Consider the following 21,245-nt stretch of genomic DNA (forward strand, 5'->3'; position numbering starts at 1 on the left):
CTCACGACGCCACCGGCCCGGTCCGCCCTCAGAGGAGACGCCGCATGGCCCGCCACCGCACCACCGAACCGACCGGCCTCCGGGGAGGCGCCGTATGACCGTTCTGGCCATCGACGCCGGGACCACCGGCGTCACCTCACTCGTGATCGCGCAGGACGGGCGCGTCCTCGCCCGCGGCCACCGCGAGTTCCCGCAGCACTTCCCCGCGCCCGGCCTCGTCGAGCACGACCCGGACGAGATCTGGACCGCCACGCTGCAGGCCTGCTCGGACGCGCTCGCCGCGGCGGCCGTCCCCATCTCCTGCGTCGGGCTGACCAACCAGCGCGAGACCGTCGTCCTGTGGGACCGCGCGACCCTGCGGCCGGCGACCCGGGCGATCGTCTGGCAGGACCGCCGCTCCGCCGGGGAGTGCGACCGGCTCCGGGAGCACGAGCCGCGGATCCGCGAGCTCACCGGACTCCCGCTGGACCCCTACTTCTCCGCCACCAAGCTGGCCTGGCTGCGCGGGAACCTCCCGGAGGTCTGGGCCGGGGTGCGGGAGGGCCGCGTCGCGATCGGCACGGTCGACTCCTACCTGCTGGCCCGGCTCACCGGCGGGCGGCTGCACGTCACCGACCCGTCCAACGCCTCGCGGACCCTCCTGTTCGACCTGGCCACGGCCGGCTGGTCCGCGGAGCTGGCCGAGCTCTTCGACGTGCCGGAGGCCGCGCTGCCGGAGATCGTCCCGTCGAGCGCGCTCCTCGGCCGTACCGCGCCCGGTCATTTCCTCGGGCTGGACCTGCCGATCTGCGGGGTGGCGGGAGACCAGCAGGCCGCGCTGTTCGGCCACGCCGCGTTCACGCCCGGCGCGATGAAGTGCACCTACGGCACGGGCAGCTTCCTGCTGGTCAACACCGGCGACCGGATCGCCCCGGCCGGCGCGGGACTGCTGTCCACCGTCGCCTGGCAGCTCGGCGGCGCCCCGGTCCAGTACGCCGTCGAGGGATCGGTGTTCGTCACCGGAGCCGCGGTGCAGTGGCTGCGCGACGGGCTGGGCGTGATCGGCGACTCCGCCGACAGCGAGCGGCTGGCCGCGTCCGTGCCCGACAGCGAAGGGTTGATCTTCGTTCCGGCCCTGACCGGCATCGGCACCCCGCACTGGGACCCGCGGGCGAGAGGCGCCCTGCTGGGCATCACCCGGGGCACCACCGGCGCCCATCTCGCCCGGGCCGTCCTCGACGGCATCGCCTACCAGATCCGCGACGTCGTCGAGGCCGTCAGCGGTACGGCGGGCATCCCCGTATCCCACCTGGCGGTGGACGGCGGGGCCGCGGCCAACGACCTGCTCTGCCAGATCCAGGCCGACCTCCTGGGCCGGCCGGTGGTGCGGCCGGAGACGACCGAGGCCACCGCCCTCGGCGCCGCCTTCCTGGCCGGCCTGGCGGGCGGCGTCTGGAGCGATCTGGCGGAGGTCGCCGAGGTGAGGGGCGGCGGCCGGGTCTTCTCGCCTCGCGAGATCCCGGAGGACGGCTACCGGCGCTGGCTCGAAGCGGTGGACGCGACCCGGCGGTTCGGGTCGTGAACCCGCCCCCCGCCCGGCGTTCCGGGCACGACGGCCCGGCCTGGTGTTCCGGGCACGGCGGCCCGGCCTGGTGTTCCGGGCACGGCGGCCCGGCCCCCTCCCCCGTCCGGCGGCCCCGGCACGGCGGCCCGGTCCTCCGTCCGGACGGGCGGGCGCCGGCCGCTCCGGGCCGGCGGGAGGGGCGGTGACGGGCCCTCTCGCCGGGATCCGGGTCGCCGACTTCTCCCGGGTGCTGGCCGGGCCGTACGCCACCATGATCCTCGCCGAGCTCGGCGCGGACGTGGTCAAGGTGGAGCATCCGGAGCACGGCGACGACACCCGGGCCTGGGGCCCGCCGTACGCGGGCGGCGAGGCCGCCTACTACCTCGCCGTCAACCGCGGCAAGCGGAGCGTCGCGCTCGACGTGAAGCATCCCTCCGGCCGCGAGATCGCCCAGCGGCTGTGCGCGGACGCGGACGTGGTCATCGAGAACTTCCGCCCCGGGGTCGCCGAGCGCCTGGGCGTCGGGCACGAGTCGGTACGGCAGGCCAACCCGGGCGTCGTGTACTGCTCGATCATCGGGTTCCCGGGCGGCGACCGGCCGGGTTTCGACGCGACGATCCAGGCCGAGAGCGGCTACATGCACATCACCGGCGAGACCCCGAGCAAGGTCGGCGTCGCGATCACCGATGTGCTCGCCGGGCTCAACGCGGCCGTCGCGATCCTGGGCGCGCTGCACCGGCGGGCGACCCGGGGGCAGGGCGAGCGGGTCGAGGTGTCGCTCATAGGCTCGGCGCTGTCCGGGCTGGTCAACGTGGCGCAGAGCGCGCTGGTCTCGGGCGAGGAGGCGCTCGCCTACGGCAACGCGCACCCGACGGTGGTGCCCTACCAGACGTTCGAGGCGGCCGACGGCCGGTTCGTGGTCGCCGTGGGCAACGACCGGCTGTTCCGCGCCCTGTGCGCGGCGATCGGGCGGGAGGACCTGGGCACCGACGCCCGCTTCCGCACCAACGCCGGGCGCGTGCGCGAGCGCGACGCGCTGATCGCCGAACTCGCCGCCGTCTTCCCGACCCGTCCGGTGGACGAGTGGATCGCGCTGCTCGGCACCGCCGGAGTCCCCGCCGGCAAGATCCGGGGCGTCCTGGACGCGATCCGGACGGCCGACGGCGCGACCCTCCAGGTCCGGCATCCGACCGCGGGCCCGCTGGAGCTCGTCCGCACCGGATTCACCCTGGAGAGCGTCCCCGCCGACCGCGACATCGTTGCCCCGCCGCTGCTCGGCCAGCACACCCACGAGCTGCTGGCCGAGCTCGGCGTCACCGACGACCGCATCGCCCTCCTGCAGCGGGAGGGTGTCATCCATCAAGCCGTTCACCAAGCGAGGCCCCATTGAACCCGCATGATTTCCTGGAAGTCGACCGCGACCTGGACGACGAGGAGCGAGCGATCCGCGACGCCGTACGCGACTACTGCCGCGCCGAACTCCTGCCGCACGTCGCCGGCTGGTTCGAGGCCGGCACCATCCCCGACCCGCACGCGGTGGCCAAGGGGCTGGGCGCGCTGGGCGTGTTCGGCATGCACCTGGAGGGGTACGGCTGCGCGGGCACGAACGCGGTGAGCTACGGGCTGGCCTGCCGCGAGCTGGAGGCCGTGGACAGCGGGCTGCGCAGCCTGGTGTCCGTCCAGGGCTCGCTGGCGATGACCGCGATCCACCGGTTCGGGTCCGAGGAGCAGAAGCTGGAGTGGCTGCCGCGCATGGCGGCCGGCGAGGCCCTCGGCTGCTTCGGCCTGACCGAGCCCGACTCGGGCAGCGACCCCGGCTCGATGCGCACCCGGGCCCGCAGGGACGGGACGGACTGGGTCCTCGACGGCACCAAGATGTGGATCACCAACGGGGCGGTCGCCGACGTCGCCGTCGTATGGGCCCAGACCGAGGAGGGCATCCGCGGGTTCCTCGTCCCCCGGGGCACCCCGGGCCTGTCCGCCGGCGTGGTCCACGGGAAGCTCTCGCTGCGGGCCTCGATCACCTCCGAACTCGTCCTCGACGGCGTACGGCTCCCGCACGAGGCGGCGCTGCCTCTCGCCGAGGGCATCAAGGCCCCGCTGACATGCCTGTCCGAGGCCCGGTTCGGCATCGTGTGGGGCGCGGCGGGAGCGGCCAGGGACTGCTTCGAGGCGGCGCTGGACTACGCGCAGACCCGCACCCAGTTCGGCCGGCCGATCGCCGCCTTCCAGCTGACCCAGGGGAAGATCGCCGACATGCTGGTGGACGTCAACCAGGCCAGCCTGACCGCCCTGCGGATCGGCCGCCTCAAAGACGAGGGACGGGCCCACCCCTCGCACGTCAGTTTCGGCAAGCTCGCCAACGTCCGCGCGGCCCAGCGGGTGGCCGCCACCGCGCGCAGCGTCCACGGGGCCAGCGGGATCACGCTTGAGTACCCCGTGATGCGCCACATGGTCAACATGGAGAGCGTCGCCACCTACGAGGGCACCGCGGAGATCCACGCCCTCACCCTCGGCCGGGCGGTCACCGGCCACTCTGCCTTCCGCTGACCCCGGCCGGACGGGGCGGCTCCGGCCGGCCACCGGGGTGACCCGGGCCGCCCCGATCTCGGCGGGCGGCGCGGAGAAAACCCTCTCTCTCCGGGTCTCTCCGCAGAGAGAGGGTTTTCTCTGTTTCCATGGACCATTAATCCGCGGGCTTGTGCACCGGTTCTGCAAGCGGGCGCCGCCACGGTTCCGCCGGGGGGCGCCACCACGATTTCACGGGGGATCTTCCACCTCGCCGCCGTCGCCGGACGGCGGTTCTGGAGTTGTTCCGCCGGTTTGGCGGCGGAGCGGGCTTAACTCGGCCGGCCGGTACGTGCCCGCCGGGCGAGTTAAGCCCGCTCCGGTTACGCACCCGCCGGTTTCCACAAGCACGCCGACCGTCCCGGACCATGAACAGGATTAAGCGCAGGATAATCACAGACACGAATGCAACCGGCAGAAACCAGCCCCAAGGACCGCCGGTCGCCGCAACGGCGGACGGAAAGAGGCTCCCCGCCCCCGTTCAGGCGGGAGAGCCTCTCTGCCGGCTAATGTGCCGCTTCGTACTGCTCAACGACCTTCGAGGCGATCCGGCCGCGCTCGCTGACGTTGAGGCCGTGCTCCTTCGCCCATGTGCGGATCGCCGCGCTCTTCTCACGGTCCAGGGCACGCCCACCGGCGGCGCTGAGCCGGCGGCCACGTCCCGGGCGCTCCTGGCGCACCGGACGGGCCTTGGTGATGAACGGCGCGAGCACCGCACGCAGCTTGTCCGCGTTCTCCTCCGACAGGTCGATCTCATAGGACGAACCTTCGATGGCGAAGGCGACGGTTCCCGTTGCCACCCCACCGTCAAGGTCGTCGATGAAAGTCTCCACGATCTGCTTGGCCATGATCATCCTCCAAAACGACGTTTAGATGCTGGCGGTACCTTAGCGGCTCCACTAGACGCTGCGGGGCGAAGGTGCTTAGTCGCTCCAGGACATCTTCTCTTTCATTGCAATTCCATGCGGGCGGACAGGGAAACCAATATCAGCCAAAAGACTATGTGGCATAGAGCCAAGAGTCCCAAGAAGCCGCCTCAAGGTCTCATCCGGATCAGATGCCCGCCCGTCTCCTCATGCCCTGGAAGTGAAGCGGATGGCAACAGAGAAGTAAGGAAAGACCGAGGCCCGCGCAGTCCGGTTAGTGTGCCGGCCCCGCTATGGGGGCCGAGTTCTTTCGGCGGTACGCCGATCGGCCACCTCTAAACCCTCTTTCGGCGGCCCGCCGATGAGACCCGGGGGATCTTCTTCCGGGGGCCTGCCGGTCAGATCCGCCTGAACCGCATTCCCGGAATCGGCCCGTCCGTCAAACGTCTCCGGATCGACCGCCCGCGCCGAGCAGGGACCACACGGTCTGCGGGGTCAGCGGGGTGGCGGTGATCCGGCCGGCGATCTCGGGCAGGGCCGCCGCCACCGCGTTGCCGACGGCCGCGGGCGGGCCGATCGTGCCCGCCTCGCCCGCGCCCTTCATACCGCCGGGCGTGATGGGGGACGGGGTCTCCATCAGGACGACCGCGATCTCCGGGATCTCCCGCACCGTCGGCAGGAGGTAGTCCGCCGAGGGCTGCCCGTCCGGGGAGTAGACGACCTCCTCCGTCAGCGCCATGCCGATCCCCTGGGCCACCCCGCCCCTCAGCTGGCCCTCGACGATCGCCGGGTTGACCAGCACGCCGGAGTCGCCGACCACCCAGTAGCCCTCGACCTCGACGGCCCCGGTCTCCTCGTCCACGGCCACGGCCGCCGCGTGCGCGCCGTAGGCGTAGGTGTAGGCGCTGGGATCGTGGGTGACCCGCTCCTCCAGGCCCGGCGCCATCCCTTCGGGCAGGTCCCAGCCGCGCCACGCCGAGGTGGCGATCTCCCTCAGGGTCCGGTGGGCGACGGGGTCGCCTTTCACCCGTACGGCGCCGTCCATGATCTCCAGGTCGTCCGGAGCCACCTCGAGCTGGTGGGCGGCGATGGCCACGATCCTGTCGCGCAGCAGGTCCGCCGCCCGGTTCAGGGCTCCGCCGCCGACCACGAGGGAGCGGCTCGCGATGGAGCCGACCGAGGAGTACGGCGTGGCGGAGGTGTCGCCGAGCACCACGTGGACCCGCTCCAGCGGCACGCCGACCGCGTCGGCGGCGAGCTGGGCCAGCGTGGTCTCGATGCCCTGCCCCATCCCCGCCACCCCGGCGTGCACGACGACCGAGGCGTCGAGATCCATCCGCACGATCGCGGTCTCGAACCCGCCGGCGGCCTGACCCGCCGCCTTCATCCCCATGGACGGCCCCATGCCGGTGGCCTCCACGTGACAGGAGAACCCCACCCCCCGCCTGCGCCCGTCGTGCGACGGCCTGGCCCGCGCGAGATCGCGCAGCGTCCGCAGGGTGCCCGGATAGTCTCCCGAGTCGTAGGACTGCCAGGTGCGGGTGGCGTAGGGCAGTTCCTCGGGGCCGATCATGTTGCGCAGCCGTACCTCGACGGGGTCGAGCCCCAGGCGCCGCGCCGCCTCGTCGATCAGCCGCTCCCTGGTCCAGGTCACCTCGGGCTGGCCGAACCCCCGGTAGGAGCCGGTCGGCGTGGTCGTCGTGACGGCGGCCCGCAGGCGGGCCCCCGCCCTGTCGAAACGGTACGGCCCGGGCAGCATGATGGCCGACACGGCCATCGGGGCGATGCCGACGTTCGACGGGTGGGCGCCCAGGTCACCCAGGATGTCGCAGTGCAGGGCGACGAAACGGCCGTCGGCGTCCAGCGCCAGCCGGCCCCGGTGCACCGCGTCCCGGGCGGGCAGCGTGGCCACGAGGTGGTCGCTGCGCGACTCGGTCCACGTCACGGGGCGGCCGAGACGGATCGCGGCCAGGCAGACCAGCGCCTCGTCGGGATAGAGGTGCTCCTTCGCGCCGAACCCTCCCCCGATGTCGCGTCCGATGACGCGCACCCGGTGGTGGGAGAGCCCGAGGGCCTCGGCCGCGTGGTCGCGCACGTGGTGGGGGGCCTGGGTGGCGGCCCAGATCGTCAGCGCCTCCTCGGCGTAGGCCGCCACGATCCCGCGCGGCTCGACCGGGCTGGGTGCGGCCCTACCGAGCCGGAACGTCATGTCCACGACATGGGCCGCGCCCGCGATCGCCTCCTCGCAGTCGGTGTCGCCGACCGCGAAGTCGGTGACCAGGTTGGTGCCCCAGCCGGGATACAGCAGCGGGGCGTCGCTCCCGATCGCCGTCTCCACCCCGATCACGGCGGGCAGTTCCTCGAAGGTGAAGCCGATCAGCCCTGCCGCGTCGTGGGCGGCCTCCGCGGTCCGCGCGACGACGACGGCGAGCGGCTGACCGGCGTAGCGGATCACCTCGTCCAGCACCGGGTAGGAGCTCTCACGCTGTCCCGGCGCCAGGGACACGCACGGCAGCCGGACCGTGGCCGCGTCCTCGGCGGTGACGACGTCCAGCACCCCGTCGGCCGCGCGGGCGGCCTCGACGGCGCGTCGCGTCACCCGCCCGTGCGCTATGGGACTGCGGACGACCACCGCGTGGACCATGCCGGGCAGGCGGACATCGCCGACGAACCTCCCCCGCCCGGTCAGCAGGCGGGAGTCCTCGCGGCGGGGAGCCCGGGCGCCGACGTACGGATGACCATCGCTCATGGCCTGATTGTGAGTGCCCTCACCGCCTTCGCCAAGACCGCCGTGCCGTACGGCGACCGGCCCTGTCACCCTCTCTCGGAGAGCCCGTACTTGGCCCGCGCGGCGGCGATCCTGTCGGGCAGGAACTCGGTCGGCCACGGCCCCTCGGCCGGGGAGTAGCCGCGCAGCACCCGCCGGGAGATGGAGGCCAGGTGCACCTCGGTGGGGCCGTCCATGATGCCCATCAGCGGCGCGCTCTGCCAGAGCCTGGCGAGCGGCGTCTCGTTGGAGACGCCGAGCGCGCCGTGGATGTGCATCGCGCGGTAGACGACATCGTGGAAGACCCGGGCCGCGGCGACCTTGCAGGCCGCGATCTGCGTGCGGGCCTCCCTGGTCGAGGACTGGTCGATCAGCCACGCGGTGTGCAGGATCATCAGCCGGAACTGCTGGATCTGGATGTAGGAGTCGGCGATCGCGGCCTGCACCATCTGCTTGTCGGCCAGCAACCCGTCGTGCGTCTGCCTGGAGAGCACCCGCTCGCACATCATGTCGAAGGCCTTCTTCACCGCCGCCACCGTGCGCATCGAGTGGTGGATGCGCCCGCCGCCCAGACGGGCCTGGGAGACGGCGAAGGCGCCGCCCTCCTCGCCGAGCAGCGCCTCCGGCGGGACGCGGACGTCGTCGTAGCGGATGTGGGCGTGCGCGCCGTGGCCGGGCCGCTCGCCTATCGTGCCGATGTTCCGCAGGATCTCGACGCCGGGCGTGTCCGACGGCACGAGGAACATCGACATCCGCTTGTAGGGGTGGGCCTCGGGGTCGGTCACCGCCATCACGATCAGGAAGGTCGCCGAGGAGGCGTTGGAGGTGAAGTACTTCTCGCCGCTGATGACCCAGTCGCCGGAGGCGTCCCGTACCGCGCGGCAGCGGAACAGGCGCGGGTCGGCGCCCGCGTGCGGCTCCGTCATCGAGTAGGCGGAGAAGCACTCGCCGTTCAGCAGCGGCTGGAGGTAGCGCTCCTTCTGCTCGGCGGTGCCGTACATCGCGATGATCTCCGCGTTGCCGGTGTCGGGGGCCTGGCAGCCGAAGATGACCGGCGCCCAGCCGGACCGGCCGATGAGCTCGTTCATCAGCGCCAGCTTGAGCTGCCCGTATCCCTGACCGCCCAGCTCCGGGCCCAGATGGCAGGCCCACAGGCCCTGGTCCCTGACCTGCCGCTTGAGCGGCTCGACGATCCCGCGCAGCCTGTCGTCCATGTCCCGGTAGGCGTGGCCGCCGAAGACGAGGTCGAGCGGTTCGACCTCCTCACGGATGAAGACGTCCATCCAGTCGAGCTTCTTCTGGAACTCCGGCTCTGTGGAGAAGTCCCACACGGCGCCTCCCTGATGCCCTGTCCGAATAATGTTCGGTTTGGCGCGAACTTATAATGTGACCGCATTAACAGTCAACGGCGGGGAGGCGTGATGACACGTCTGGCGGGGACCCGCGAGCGGTTGATCGCCGCGGCCGAGGAGCTGTTCTCCACCCGGGGCATCGAGGCCGTCAGCCTGAACGAGATCGTCCGGGCCTCCGGGGCGCGCAACGCGACCGCGCTGCAGTATCACTTCGGCGACCGGGCCGGGCTGCTGCGCGCCGTGCTCGACAAGCACGGCAGGGACGTCGACGAGCGGCGGCACGCCATGCTCGACGCCTACGAGCTCGGCCTTCCCCGAGCACCGCAGCCCGGCGCACCCGACCATCCCCAGGCACCGCAGCCCGGTGCACCCGACCATCCCCAGGCACCGCAGCCCGGTGCACCCGACCATCCCCAAGCGCCGCGGCCCGGTGCGCGCAGCCATACCCAGGCGCTCTCACTGGCCTCCGCACTCGTCCACCCGCCGGCCGCCAAGCTGGCCGACCCCGGCGGCGGCCCGGCCTACCTGCGCATCATGGCCGAGCTCATCAGCCACCCCGCGGCGTCACTGGCCACGGCCGAGCAGGACGCCCCCGCCGGGAGCATCCATCGCTGGCGGCGGCTGGCCGCACCTGCGCTCCAGCAGGACGCGGTCCGGCTGCACCGGCGCCTGGTGGCCATCCGGTTCACCATGGTCGAGCTCGGCCGGCGGGCCCGGTCGGGGCCGCACGCCGACGACCGGCTGTTCGTCGGCCACCTCACCGACCTCGTCGCCGCGCTCCTGCTCGCGCCGCTGTCGGAGGAGACCCTCCGGCTCGCCGCCGAACGCGACGCCGCGACCGGCGCCTGAGAGCCGGACTCCCTCCAGGAGGGCACCGTCCGGCTCCAGGAGAGCACCGCCCGGCGATCTCGTTCCTCCGGGAGGACGCCGTCCGGCGATCGGGGGCCGCCGGCCGGCCATCACGGCCCGCGCGACGCGGGCCGTGACGCGGGGGCCGCGCGTCAGGCGGCCAGGGTGACGACCATCTTGCCGGTGTTGTCACCCCGCAGTATCCCGAGGAAGGCCTCGACGCCGTTCTCCACGCCCTCGACGACGGTCTCGCGGTAGCGCAACCTGCCCTCGGCGATCCAGCCTCCGACCTCCTCGGCGAACTGCCCCTGCAGGTCGTAGTGGTCGCCGACGAGCATGCCGCGCAGGGTGAGCCGCTTGCCGATGGCCAGCGCGAGGTTGCGGGGCGCCGGCGGGGGCTCGGTCGCGTTGTACTGCGCGATCATCCCGCAGAGGGCGGCGCGGCCGTGAGGGTTGAAGGAGGAGATCGCAGCCTCCAGGTGGTCGCCGCCGACGTTGTCGAAGTAGACGTCGATGCCGCCGGGCGCGGCCTGGGCCAGCTGCCCGGCGACCGGGCCGTTCCTGTAGTTGAACGCGGCGTCGAAGCCGTACTCCTCCAGGAGGAGCTTGACCTTCTCGTCCGAACCGGCACTGCCGACGACCCGCGCGGCGCCCTTGAGCCTGGCGATCTGGCCGACCTGGCCGCCGACCGCGCCGGCTGCGCCGGAGACGAAGACGGTCTCCCCCGCCTTGAACTCGGCGACCCGCAGCAGGCCGGCGTACGCGGTCAGGCCCGGCATGCCGAGCACGCCGAGATAGGCACTCAGCGGCACCGGCCGCGGGTCGATCCTCACCGCGCGGCCGGTCTCCACCAGCGCGTACTCGCGCCAGCCGAGCCCATGAAGGACGTGGTCGCCGACCGCGAGGCCGCCGGGCTCAGGCGCGTCGCCGACGGCGACGACCACGCCGACCGCGCCGCCGTCCATGGGACGGTCGATCCGGAACGGCGGGAGGTAGGACTTCACGTCGTTCATCCGGCCGCGCATGTACGGGTCGACCGACATGTGAAGGTTGCGCACGAGGATCTGGCCGGATCCGGGTCCGGCGACCTCGACCTCGCGCAGGGCGAAGTCCTCGGGCGTGGGAACGCCCTCGGGTCGCCTGACCAGGTGCCATTCGCGGCTGGTGACGGGCGGGGTGGTCATGGGCCGATGCCTCCTTCCGTCGCGGAACGCGACGACGACGATGGTTCCCGGGTCTCGGTGGTGCCGGGCGGAGTCCCGCCGCGGACGCGCCGGGAGGGAGCGGGGCCGAACGGCGCCCACCGGGAGCCGGCCAGCGATGGCGCCACGGCGGGCGGGACCGGGGAATTACTTGAGATACTCAAGCAACTCACCCCATGTAACCCCCGATCCTTGATGATGTCAAGTAATTGGGTAGTGTGACGCCATGCCCGACACCGTCCCGCCGGACGCCGGTGACCTGCTGGAGCCGCTGGCACGCGTGGTCCGCAGCTACTACGACGCCCTGACCGCCGTCGCCACGAGCCACGGCCTGAGCGGCGCTCAGGCTCGCGCGCTCATCGCACTGCGCGAGCCTCTGTCGATGAGCGCTCTCGCCGACCACCTCGTGTGCGACGCCTCCAACGCCACCGGGCTCATCGCCCGCATGGAGGCCCGCGGCCTGGTCCGGAGGGACCCCTCACCCGAGGACCGCCGCAGCAAGGTGGTGACCGCCACCGCCGAGGGAAGGGAGCTGGCGCTCCGCCTCCGCTCGGCGATGCACACCGTCCACGCGGCACTGGAGGCCCTCACCCCCCAGGAACGCACGGCCCTGCTCCCCCTGCTGGACCGCCTGGGAGACCTCCTCACCCGCTGACCCCCTAACCCCGGGGGACGACGGCCGGGCCGCCTTCCGGCAGGTTTCCTCCGGCCCCACCGGCGCGGGACACCGGCAATCGACAAAGAGTGACGGAAGATGAACCGAAAGCGACCAGGGCGCGTCGCAGACCCATCCCTTCCCTCACCGCCGGGAGCCTCTTGATGCAGTTCAGCCGCCTCCTCCCCACCCTCATGCTCGGCGCCGTACTCACCGGATGCGGCGGCGCGGGTGCCGCCGCCCCCGCCGTGACCGTCACCACACCCCAACCCGCCCCCCTCGCCGGGGATGCCGGGGACGGGCCCGCCAAGACCGGCAGGACGGCCCCGGAGAGGAAGACGCTCCCCGACGTGGTCGGCATGAACCTGCAGCAGGGGCAGGACACGATGCAGGCCGTGGGCTTCTACCACCTGGACGACCAGGACTCCACAGGCCAGGACCGGCTCCAGATCTATGACCGCAACTGGGTGATCACCAAGCAGGAGCCGGCGGCCGGCCGGACCGTGCCGACCGACACGCCGGTCATCCTGTACGCCAAGAAGTACGGCGAGTAGGAGGGGCCCGGAACCCCGCGCCGAGGACCGCGGGCTACCGGCAGGTTGGCGAGATCCTTAACCGCGCGGAGGCCGCCGGCACCGGGATGACCTACCGGGCCATTGCCATCCGGCCCCCGAGGTCCCCCTATGGGGGCATGGGCCTCCGACGGCGCGAGGTGACCGGCTGTGACCGGCAACCCCCTTTCGGTGCCCGTCCGCTACCGGAGAGTAATCCGATCGGCCGAAGGCTTTGGACTTCTCTGGATGACCGTTGAAGTTCCCTCCGCCTAACGTGGAGTTCCGACTCCACCTCGCGTGGAGTTCCGGTTCTACGCCGTGCCGGCGCCGTCCGCGATGCCGGCACGGCGTCCTGTCAGCCCGGGCATCGCCCAGGGCGCAACCGATTCGACGTGGAGTGATATGTCATGATCGAAATCAGGAACGCTCTCGCGGCCGGAACGATGGTCGCCTCCGCCCTCATCGCTCCGGTGACGATGCCGGCCCAGTCCGCCGGTGCCGAAAGCACGGCCAGAAGCACCTCCACATCCCATCTCACTTCCGTTCAGAAGCCCTGCTCGGAGCACAAGCACCCGGCCAAGTGCCGTGCCCGGCGCAGCGGAGGCGGGAGCGGTGGTGGTGGCGGCGGCAAGGGCGGCGGCGACGTCATCGGCGGCCTCGACGACGACCACGGTCCCGGCAGCAGCGGTGGCGGCGCCGGCATCAACAACTGACAGGTTCGAAGCCCGCCGGACGCGCCCGCCACGGGCATGGCGCGCTCTTCGCGGCAAAGAAGAGCGCGGTTGCTCCCCCTGCCCGGGTACGGCCCTGCCGGGGGTCAGGGATAGGCCAGGTAGAGGACCTTCCAGGTGCCGCCGTACAGGCAGTTCAGGGTCGGCTCCGTGGCCTTGCGGTGGCTGCACACCTTCAGCTCGACCTGGTAGACGTCCCGGTGGGAGAACCTGAAGGACTTGGGGGCCGAGGCCGTGCAGTTGCGGAAGTGCTTGTGGGTGAAGGGAAGGTTCCCGTCGCCGGTCCGGTAGGTGATCCGGAAGACCGCCCACGCGCAGCCGGAGCCGTCGAGGGTGCGGTCGGTCACCTTGCCTCTCACCTGGACGGTGCCGACCGGCTGGACGAGGTCGGGGTCGATGCCGATCGCCCTGAGCCGGCCCTGGGCCGTGGCCTTCTTTCCCGGAGCGCTGTGGGGCCCCCACAGCTTCCAGGAGGCCGCCGGCCTCTGGGCGGTCGCGGAGGCCGGCGCCCCGGTGACCGCCTGGGCGGCGGCCGGGACGACCGCGACGGAGCCGGCGACGAGGGCGAGTACGGCGAGGGCGCGGGCCGGCCGGAGGGCCCCTCGCGCGGAGGGGCGGCGGGGCGACGATGGACGGTGGATGGCGGTCATACCGATGCTCCCGGGGGGTCGAGGGCGGGCAGGTGGAGCTCAGGTGCGCTACTGCAGGGTGTACAGGCGGATCTCGATGCCGTCGGGATCGGCTACGCCGCCGATCAGCCATCCGACGCTGCCTTCGGTGATCCCGGAATGAGGCGTGCCGATGGCGTCCAGATGGTCCGACCACTCCAGTAGCGCGTCGTATGTCGGCACGCCGAGCGCGACGGGGTCGAACCCGCGCATCTGCCCGGCCAGCCGAGGCTCCTCGCGCAGCGCCAGCATGAGGGTGCCCGCCTGATCGCGCAGCGCCACGCCGCGCAGCACACCCGCCTCGACGAACTCGATCGCCACGTCGAAACCGAGCACGCGCCGGTACCACTCGATGCTTCTGCGCACGTCGGAGACGGGCAGCTTGACGTGGTGGAATCCGCCCAATACCGTCATCGATCACCTCTCCCGGCCGGTGCCGGCCACCTGCACGGAGCCGAAGAGATTAAAGTCACACTTTAAACTGTTACTTTAGTTTGGTGTCAGAGGTCAATGGTCTCAGCCGGAGATCCGCGCAGACCAGGCGCCGCATCGCCGAGGCCGCGCACGGACTGTTCGCCACCCGCGGCTACACCGGGACGACCTTCCAGGAAGTCGCCGACGCCGCCGGAGTGTCGGCTCCGACCGTCTACTTCCACTACGGGAGCAAGAGCCAGCTCCTCAAGCACGTCGTCGACGTCGCATCGGTGGGCGACGACGAGCCCGTCCCGCTTCTCGACCGGCCCTGGTTCACGGCGCTGAGGACGGCGCGGGACCCGGCGGTGGTCATCCGGCGGTGGGTCCACGAGTCCGGCGTCATCCTCGACCGGGTCGCCCCGATCCTCTCGGTGGTGCGCGACGCGGCGGCCGGCGATCCCGACATGGCCGCCCAGTGGGCGCGGAACAACGAGCAACGGCGCACCGCACATGGCACGTTCGTCACCATCCTCGCCGGCCTGCGCGCCCTGAAGCCGGGCCTGACCCGGCGCCGGGCCGCCGACGTCACCGTCGCGCTGCTGTCACCGGATCTCTTCCTGGTGCTGACCCGTGAATGCGCGTGGAGCACGGCCCGCTGGGAGACGTGGGCTGTCGATCATCTCGCCCACGGCCTGCTTCCGGACCCCCCGTGAAGCCCGCAGCGCCGTAGCCCGGCGCGCACACGCACGCGGCGGAAAAGGCGTCCACCGGGCCGGTCCGGCAGTGGAAACCCGACGCACGCGCCCGCGGCGGTAAGGCGTCCGCCGGGGTGACCGACGGCGGAGAACCGACGCGCGTGCCCGCGCCGGGAAAGGCGTCCGCCGGGGCGTCCGGCCGCGGAGAATCACCTGCCCGCCAACCGGGCGGGGCGGTTACGATCACACCATGATCACTACCTGGGGGCCCACGACGGCGGGCGTGCTGCGACTGCCCTCGGGCCGGCTCGTCCGCGGCCGGGGCCTGAGCCGGCCCCTCCCACAGGGCCCGGAGCCCGCCTTCGCGCTCTACCTGCTGGGCCACCAGCCGCCGCCCGTCGCCTGGGAGAACCGCTGGCTCCGCTGGCCCGACTTCTGGCTGCCGTCCGACCCCGCGGCGACCGGCGACGCGCTGCGCGAGGCGTGGGCGCGTGCCGAGACCGAACGCGTCGAGATCGCCTGTGCAGGCGGACAGGGGCGCACCGGTACGGCCCTGGCCTGCCTCGCCGTGCTCGACGGGGTGCCCAACCGCGAGGCGGTCGCCTACGTCCGCGCGCACTACGCTCCGCGCGCCGTCGAGACTCCCTGGCAGCACCGCTTCGTCTCTCGCTTCCGTTAGGGCCTGTATGGAGTTCGGATCTTCAGAGGGGTTGGGGCTCTGGATCCACATGACGGCTCCGCGTGGACAGAGGCCGGCGAGGTAGCTTTCGGGGGACTTGCCGGAGCGGAAGGCCAGGCCGCGCCACTCCTTGCCCCTCCTTGATCCGGTTGATGCGGCGTTCGGCCGCGTTGCGCTGTCCGTAGAGATCCGGATCACGGCCGACCGGACGGCTGCCGCGGGAGCCCTGCAGCTCACCGGCGAGAAACTCCAGGCCGATGCCGGCAACGCGCAGTTGCTCGCCCGGCGTCGCCGGCTCGACGCCGCGGCCCAGCCGCTTGTGCTCGTGCACCACGAACGTGACCGCGACGCCCGCCGTCCGGGAGCTCCCGGGCCGGGGTAACGGCCCTATCGAGTTCGGGACGGCTCGCGGCCCGGGCAGGGACGTGGAGGGCCTTGGCGGGCGAGGCACTCGCCGGAAGCGGGCGGTGTGGTACTTACTGGACGGCGCCCCTCCCTCCGCCGGTCCCGCACGGAGAACCAGCCGTGGCGGCACAGGAGGTCAAGAGGTTCCGTGTCAGCGCGGGGTGAGGACGCAGAACTCGTTGCCCTCCGGGTCGGCGAGGACCGTCCACGGCACGTCGCCCTGGCCGAGGTCGACATCGGTGGCGCCGATGGCCCGCAGCCGGGCTACCTCCGCAGCTAGATCGTCATCGAGGTACGGCCGGAGGTCGAGATGGATACGGTTCTTCACGGTCTTCACGCCGGGTGTGCGGAGGAACTCCAGATACGGCCCCACCCCCTTGGCGGAGCGCAGCACCGCATGATCGTCGGTTACCTCGTGCAGGGTCCAGTCCATCGCCTCGCCCCAGAACCCGGCCATGGCCCGCGGATCCGTGCAGTCGACCACCACCGCGGCGATCGGGCCGGTGTCCCGGTAGTTCGATCGAGGCTCCAGCACGCAGAACTCGTTGCCCTCCGGGTCGGCGAGGACCGTCCACGGGACATTGCCCTGGCCCACGTCGGCGGGCGTCGCCCCGAGATCCTCAAGGCGCGCGATCAGGTCCGCCTGATGGGCCGCAGAAGTGGTCGCGAGATCGAGGTGCACGCGGTTCTTCACCGTTTTGGGTTCCGGAACGGCAAGGACGTCGATGCAGACAGCGACGGGGTCCGGATAGACGAAGCCCTCCGGTTCGACGTTGGTCACGCCGGGCCCCTCGCTGGAAACACCCCAGCCGAGCACCTCCGCCCAGAACCGACCCACTGCGGAGTCATCCCGAGCATTCATCGCAATCTGAACAAGTCGCGTCGTCATGCCGCCAACCCTATGCCCGCGTGGAATGAGGCATCGCTCGCAATCGTTCCGCGCTCCAACGTTGACCTGCGGCTCGACGACGGCGGGTCGGCCGCGACGAGGAAGGGCCGGGAACGCCCAAGACCCGAGTGGCTGGGGCCAAGTCTCACGCGAACATGAATGCGCTTCACCGGAGTGGGGCCGGCGCTCGCGCGTAAGTGGGTCCATTTCGAGGATCTGGCCCACATTTCGGATGCTGTTGGTGATCTTCGATGTCATTCTGGGGTCTGGGCGGCCAGCCGTCGGCAGAGTTGTTGGAACGGGCTGATCGGACGTGGCGGTCGGTCGGGGATGATGCCGGGGGTGTAGCAGTCGGCGAGGCGGATGACGTTGGTGCCGGCCGCGGTCAGGACGTGCTGGACGTGGGTTTTGGCGAGGCCTTTGTAGCGGCAATTGCGTAGGCCGTGGGCGCGGGTGGTTTCGGAGACGGTGGCCTCGCAGCCGGCGCGCAGGGCGTAGCGGGCCTTCCAAGGTTCGGTGTGCTGGTCGGCGCGATTGCGGGTCTGGATCTGCTGCAGCGGCTCGGGCAGCAGGGTGAGGTGGCGACCCTTGCCGTTGGCGTCACCGGTGCAGGCCTGGCGGTCTGGGCAGGCCCGGCAGGCCGCGCGGGGGAACAGCACCGACAGGCGAGGCTTGCCATCGCCGAGGGTGGGTTTGAAGGGCGGGCTGGTCACCCCGCGCGGGCAGGTGACGGTGTGATCGTCCCAGTTGACGTGGAAGTCTTCCTTGGTGAACCCGTGGCGGCCTCGCGGGTCGGCTCGAACTGGCCCGATCAGAGCGACGCCCCACTGCTGGGCGGTGTGGTGGATGACGTCCGGGGTGACGTATCCGCTGTCGAGGAGATGCTCGGCCGGGGTCAAGCCGCTGGCGGCCAGGCCCGCGTGGATGTCGTCCACGGCATCGATGTCCTGGACCGGCGCCGGGCGGGTGAGGACGTGAACGATCACGTTGGGAACATTGTCGTCGCAGGTCTCGCTCTGATGATCCCGGTAGCCGACCCACTCAGCTTTCGTGGTCGTTTTTCCTTCCTTGCGGCAGTACCGGGCTTCGGGATCGTGCGGACTGACGATCTCGATCCCGGACCATGGCACCCGTGCCGGGTCCGGCTGTTGGCCGCTTTCCTCGCCGGATGACCGACGCGGCCGGCCGTGGCGGCTCTGCCGGTCCCGGCTGGACTTGGCGGCTCGCCAGGCCAGATCACCGTAGGAGTCTGTCCAGTACTGCTGCACCCATACCTGACGCAGTACCTGCACCCCCGGCAGATCCCGCAGCCGACGCGACGCCCCGGCCGCATGCACCGCCTCCAGGACCGTCATCCCGTCCTGGCCGATCTGCAGCACGTGCGCGGCCAGATCATCCTTGCCGCGCGGCAGCCGGTCATAGCGGACCGGCCGGCCATAGCGGCTGGCCCACTCCGGGGTGATCAGGGCGGCCAGCCAGGGTTCATCGGCGGCGGCGAGTTCCTCCAGCGCGACCCGCAGCGTCTCCCCGACCAACTCGACGCGGTTGAGCTTGCGGACCGCGGCCAGCACATGCGTGGAATCGGTCCGGACCCGGCCCCGCTGCTTGACCAGCCCCGCCTCGACCAGCCGTTGCACCATCACCGCCAGCAGTCGGTCCGCCCGATCGTCTTGGGCCATCCGATCTCGGAACTCCGAGAGCACAGAGTGGTCGAACCCCGGATCCGTCAGCTCCAGCCCGAGGCAGTACTTCCAGTCGATCCGGCATCGCACCGCCAGCGCCGCCTGCCGATCGGTCAGGTTCTCCGCGAACTGCAACACGCTGACCAGCGCCAACACCACCGGCGACAATCCACGCCGCCCATCAGCGGGAAACCAGCCGACGAAGTCCTTCTCGCCGAACACTCCCGCGAGCCGGTCCCGGATCCACATCGCCGGAGTTCCAGAAGGATTGGCCGCCCAGGCCGCACGGACCGTCTCCGCCGGGATCACCCGGCCGGTATCCCCGCCCATCGACACCCGTCCACCTCCATACAGTGACTACAGAGCGGTGCGGAGAGGTCACCTTTAGAGAACCACGAAGCCAACGGGAACACCAGACACAAGGAAGATCACCAACAGCATCCATTTCGTGACGGATGCGGGGCTACCGCGATTGGTCTCGCCTGTAACTTGCCGTGCTATGGGGTGTTGAGTGCCTCGTTGATCTTCAGGTGCTCGTCCAGAGCTGCAATGAGCGGGACGGTCAGCTGGGGAGTGGTGTGGGAGGTCCACTGCTGGGCGAGGTTGAGGAATCCGCTGAGCTGCTGTTGCGCTGAGGTGAGCAGGCTGGGGATCTCGTTGACATTGATCTCGATGGTCAGGGATGGAGAATCATCCCGATCGTCTGGCGAGAGCCGGATGAACTGGCCATCGCGTTCAAGACGTGGCGCTGGGCTGTGTCCGAGCCAGAGCTCCTGACCGCGCATCACGTCCAGCCAGTAGCGCCAGTTCTCCAGGCCGAAGCAGCAACCGGGCGCGACCTGGGCGTTCGTGGTGGTGTCACGGAAGCGCAGTCCGCCTGGGGCGATCAAGGCTTCGGCTTCGGCGAGGTGCTGTTCCAATTGAGCGCTGGTCAGGTCGGTGACGGGTTCGACCGAGAGTCGGTTGTAGCCGAGGATGACGGCCATCGCAGTCCCGACTTCAGCCGGGGGCATCTGGCCAGAGAGCGCGAGGAACCGATCGCTGGACGGCTCGGCGATCGGCCAGGCAGTGAAACCGACCGCCTCGTCGGTCTCCAGAACGACTTCGACGATGACCATGTCCACAAGTATCGGGCTGCCGATCCGCTTCTTGGTCAACGGCCGGCTGCGGTGAGCAGCACTCGCTTGCGGAGCAGGGTCAGGCCGGCACGGCCTGACATCTGCCTTTTGATCATTTTGATGTGGTTGACGCGACCTTCGCCGTCCCAGGTGAGGTGGGGGCGCGGTTCCGGCACCACCTCCCGACCGGCGACAGGCCGGGAGTCGAGGCTTGGCGAGGCCATGGTGTTCCAGCCAGGAGCAGCGGCGGCCGGACGGTTCCGGAGGTCCTCCCGGACCTCCATCACACACTGACCAATTCAACTAAATTGGTCAGTTGGTCAGATAGGGTGGTGCTCACACGACAAGAAGGGGAGTCGTCATGAAAGACACAGCCCATCGTCGCCGTGCGCTGGTGGTCGGCCTAGGGATCGCGGGCATCGCCACCGCCGTACGGCTGCGGCAGGTCGGCTGGGAGCCGGTGCTGGTGGAGCGGGCCGCCGGGCGCCGCTCAAGTGGGTACTTCATCATGCTGTTCGGCACCGGTGTCGCCTCCGCGGGACGGTTGGGCGTGCTGGAGGCGATCGGCGACCGCAGTCATCCGCGGCTCACCGTCCACGAACTGAACCGGGCAGGGCGCCGCAGCCCTGGCATGAACCCGGCCAGCCTGCCCGGTGGACCCCGGTTGCTCCTGCGCGGCGACATCGAGCAGGCACTGTTCTCCGCGCTGCCGGACGATGTGGAGATCCGCTACTCCACCGTGCCCACCCGTATCACCCAGGACGACTCCGCGGCCGAGGTCACGCTGCACGACACCGCCTCCGACACCACCGTCACCGAGCGCTTCGACCTGGTGGTGGGCGCCGACGGGATGCGCTCGACCGTACGCGGGCTGGCCTTCGGCCCCGAGGACTATCTTCATCCGCTGAATTACATGATCGGCGCCACCGTCCTGGACAAGCCGATCGGGGGCTTCAGCCAGGAGCAGGGCCTGGTTCTGGCCGAGCAGGGACGCTCGGCATGGATCTTCCCCTTCGCCGACCACGCTCCGGGCCTGCTGTTCTCCTACCGCACCGACGACATCGACGCCGAGTTCACCCGTCCGGCGATCGAGTCCATCCGCGCCGCCTTCGGCCCGCAGCCCTCCGGCCCCCTGCTGGAAAGCTTGTTCACGGCGTTCGAGCAGGCCCCGGATCATCTGTTCGACTCGGTGCACCAGGTCAGGATGCCGCGCTGGCACCGCGGCCGGGTCGTGCTGGTCGGCGATGCCGCCTGGTGCCTGACCCTGTATACGGGCATGGGCGCCTCCAGCGGCATCGCCGGAGGCGAACTGCTGGGAACCCTGCTGCAGCGACACCCCGACGACCTGCCCGGCGCGCTGCAGGCGTGGGAGGCCCGTATGCGGCCGTTCATCCACACCGAGCAGAACACCGCACTGACCATGCGCCGGCTGTTCACCCCGCACGACCGCACGGAACAGATCATGCGCACCGCGATGCTGCGCCTCATGAACGCGCCGGTCATCGGGCAGGTCATGGGCAAGATAATGAACGGCCGCGGTATGAGGAACAAAACCTTCGACGTCGCCGCCGCCGTGTGATCCGACTCCAGCACGAAGAGCATGAGAGA

At 71.0% G+C, this 21,245-nt stretch carries 20 protein-coding genes; 11 read left to right on the forward strand and 9 right to left on the reverse strand.

From position 1 onward, the window contains the following. The first annotated feature begins 94 nt into the window (after positions 1 to 94). The 3 genes from SROS_RS27690 (at position 95) to SROS_RS27700 (ending at position 4,093) form a co-directional block, all read left to right on the forward strand. Positions 95 to 1,561 carry an FGGY family carbohydrate kinase gene (locus tag SROS_RS27690; protein WP_012892232.1) on the forward strand — a complete coding sequence of 489 codons (1,467 nt, stop codon included), beginning with the start codon at positions 95 to 97 and terminating at the stop codon, positions 1,559 to 1,561. A gap of 184 nt (positions 1,562 to 1,745) precedes the next feature. Beyond that, on the forward strand, positions 1,746 to 2,933 hold the full coding sequence (locus tag SROS_RS27695; RefSeq protein WP_012892233.1) for a CaiB/BaiF CoA transferase family protein: 1,188 nt from the start codon (positions 1,746 to 1,748) through the stop codon (positions 2,931 to 2,933). Then, positions 2,930 to 4,093, forward strand: coding sequence for an acyl-CoA dehydrogenase family protein (locus tag SROS_RS27700; protein ID WP_012892234.1), 1,164 nt, complete (start codon positions 2,930 to 2,932; stop codon positions 4,091 to 4,093). The genes SROS_RS27695 and SROS_RS27700 overlap by 4 nt, the downstream gene beginning before the upstream one ends. A 524-nt stretch (positions 4,094 to 4,617) precedes the next feature. Here SROS_RS27700 and SROS_RS27705 read toward each other — a convergent pair. The 3 genes from SROS_RS27705 to SROS_RS27715 all read right to left on the reverse strand — a co-directional run bounded on the left by SROS_RS27705 (position 4,618) and on the right by SROS_RS27715 (position 9,075). Further along, positions 4,618 to 4,959: a histone-like nucleoid-structuring protein Lsr2 gene (locus SROS_RS27705; protein ID WP_012892235.1), complete on the reverse strand. Its 342-nt coding sequence runs from the start codon at positions 4,957 to 4,959 to the stop codon at positions 4,618 to 4,620. Between the two features lie 457 nt (positions 4,960 to 5,416). Beyond that, on the reverse strand, positions 5,417 to 7,726 hold the full coding sequence (locus tag SROS_RS27710) for a xanthine dehydrogenase family protein molybdopterin-binding subunit (RefSeq protein WP_012892236.1): 2,310 nt from the start codon (positions 7,724 to 7,726) through the stop codon (positions 5,417 to 5,419). 65 nt (positions 7,727 to 7,791) lie between these two features. Then, positions 7,792 to 9,075 (reverse strand): acyl-CoA dehydrogenase family protein, encoded by a 1,284-nt coding sequence (locus SROS_RS27715; RefSeq protein WP_012892237.1) that lies wholly within the window; start codon positions 9,073 to 9,075, stop codon positions 7,792 to 7,794. A 90-nt stretch (positions 9,076 to 9,165) separates the two neighbouring features. Here SROS_RS27715 and SROS_RS27720 point away from each other — a divergent pair, with 90 nt between their 5' ends. Continuing rightward, entirely contained in the window at positions 9,166 to 9,945 is a 780-nt protein-coding gene (locus SROS_RS27720; protein ID WP_012892238.1) for a TetR family transcriptional regulator, read from the forward strand. Positions 9,946 to 10,097: 152 nt separating this feature from the next. Here the strand turns inward: SROS_RS27720 and SROS_RS27725 are convergent, their stop codons facing one another. Then, complete coding sequence (locus SROS_RS27725) at positions 10,098 to 11,129, reverse strand: NADP-dependent oxidoreductase (RefSeq protein ID WP_012892239.1); 1,032 nt, start codon at positions 11,127 to 11,129, stop codon at positions 10,098 to 10,100. A gap of 244 nt (positions 11,130 to 11,373) precedes the next feature. Here SROS_RS27725 and SROS_RS27730 point away from each other — a divergent pair, with 244 nt between their 5' ends. From SROS_RS27730 to SROS_RS27740, 3 genes are all read left to right on the forward strand, one after another. Further along, entirely contained in the window at positions 11,374 to 11,802 is a 429-nt protein-coding gene (locus SROS_RS27730; protein ID WP_012892240.1) for a MarR family winged helix-turn-helix transcriptional regulator, read from the forward strand. Positions 11,803 to 11,966: 164 nt separating this feature from the next. Continuing rightward, positions 11,967 to 12,356, forward strand: coding sequence for a PASTA domain-containing protein (locus SROS_RS46900; protein WP_012892241.1), 390 nt, complete (start codon positions 11,967 to 11,969; stop codon positions 12,354 to 12,356). 407 nt (positions 12,357 to 12,763) lie between these two features. Continuing rightward, the gene (locus SROS_RS27740; protein WP_012892242.1) at positions 12,764 to 13,069 is read left to right on the forward strand and encodes a hypothetical protein; all 306 of its coding nucleotides are present in this window, start codon (positions 12,764 to 12,766) and stop codon (positions 13,067 to 13,069) included. Positions 13,070 to 13,173: 104 nt separating this feature from the next. Here the strand turns inward: SROS_RS27740 and SROS_RS27745 are convergent, their stop codons facing one another. Beyond that, positions 13,174 to 13,737: a hypothetical protein gene (locus tag SROS_RS27745; protein WP_012892243.1), complete on the reverse strand. Its 564-nt coding sequence runs from the start codon at positions 13,735 to 13,737 to the stop codon at positions 13,174 to 13,176. 48 nt (positions 13,738 to 13,785) lie between these two features. Further along, complete coding sequence (locus SROS_RS27750) at positions 13,786 to 14,169, reverse strand: VOC family protein (protein WP_012892244.1); 384 nt, start codon at positions 14,167 to 14,169, stop codon at positions 13,786 to 13,788. Between the two features lie 83 nt (positions 14,170 to 14,252). Here SROS_RS27750 and SROS_RS27755 point away from each other — a divergent pair, with 83 nt between their 5' ends. The 3 genes from SROS_RS27755 to SROS_RS27765 all read left to right on the forward strand — a co-directional run bounded on the left by SROS_RS27755 (position 14,253) and on the right by SROS_RS27765 (position 15,925). Continuing rightward, positions 14,253 to 14,882, forward strand: a complete 630-nt coding sequence (locus tag SROS_RS27755; RefSeq protein ID WP_012892245.1) for a TetR/AcrR family transcriptional regulator — start codon at positions 14,253 to 14,255, stop codon at positions 14,880 to 14,882. Positions 14,883 to 15,114: 232 nt separating this feature from the next. After that, the gene (locus tag SROS_RS27760) at positions 15,115 to 15,543 is read left to right on the forward strand and encodes a protein-tyrosine phosphatase family protein (RefSeq protein ID WP_012892246.1); all 429 of its coding nucleotides are present in this window, start codon (positions 15,115 to 15,117) and stop codon (positions 15,541 to 15,543) included. A gap of 130 nt (positions 15,544 to 15,673) precedes the next feature. Continuing rightward, positions 15,674 to 15,925, forward strand: coding sequence for a hypothetical protein (locus SROS_RS27765; RefSeq protein ID WP_169369392.1), 252 nt, complete (start codon positions 15,674 to 15,676; stop codon positions 15,923 to 15,925). A 174-nt stretch (positions 15,926 to 16,099) separates the two neighbouring features. Here SROS_RS27765 and SROS_RS27770 read toward each other — a convergent pair whose 3' ends face one another. The 3 genes from SROS_RS27770 to SROS_RS27780 form a co-directional block, all read right to left on the reverse strand. Beyond that, positions 16,100 to 16,837 (reverse strand): VOC family protein, encoded by a 738-nt coding sequence (locus SROS_RS27770; RefSeq protein ID WP_043653103.1) that lies wholly within the window; start codon positions 16,835 to 16,837, stop codon positions 16,100 to 16,102. A gap of 254 nt (positions 16,838 to 17,091) precedes the next feature. Then, on the reverse strand, positions 17,092 to 18,849 hold the full coding sequence (locus SROS_RS27775; protein WP_012890197.1) for an IS1182 family transposase: 1,758 nt from the start codon (positions 18,847 to 18,849) through the stop codon (positions 17,092 to 17,094). 167 nt (positions 18,850 to 19,016) lie between these two features. Continuing rightward, positions 19,017 to 19,637 (reverse strand): hypothetical protein, encoded by a 621-nt coding sequence (locus SROS_RS27780; RefSeq protein ID WP_043656877.1) that lies wholly within the window; start codon positions 19,635 to 19,637, stop codon positions 19,017 to 19,019. A gap of 361 nt (positions 19,638 to 19,998) precedes the next feature. On the opposite strand from SROS_RS27780, the gene SROS_RS27790 reads away from it, so the two are divergent. Beyond that, positions 19,999 to 21,216, forward strand: coding sequence for an FAD-dependent monooxygenase (locus SROS_RS27790; protein WP_012892249.1), 1,218 nt, complete (start codon positions 19,999 to 20,001; stop codon positions 21,214 to 21,216). Positions 21,217 to 21,245 lie beyond the last annotated feature (29 nt).

The organism is Streptosporangium roseum DSM 43021, assembly GCF_000024865.1.
GTDB classification, from domain to species: domain Bacteria; phylum Actinomycetota; class Actinomycetes; order Streptosporangiales; family Streptosporangiaceae; genus Streptosporangium; species Streptosporangium roseum.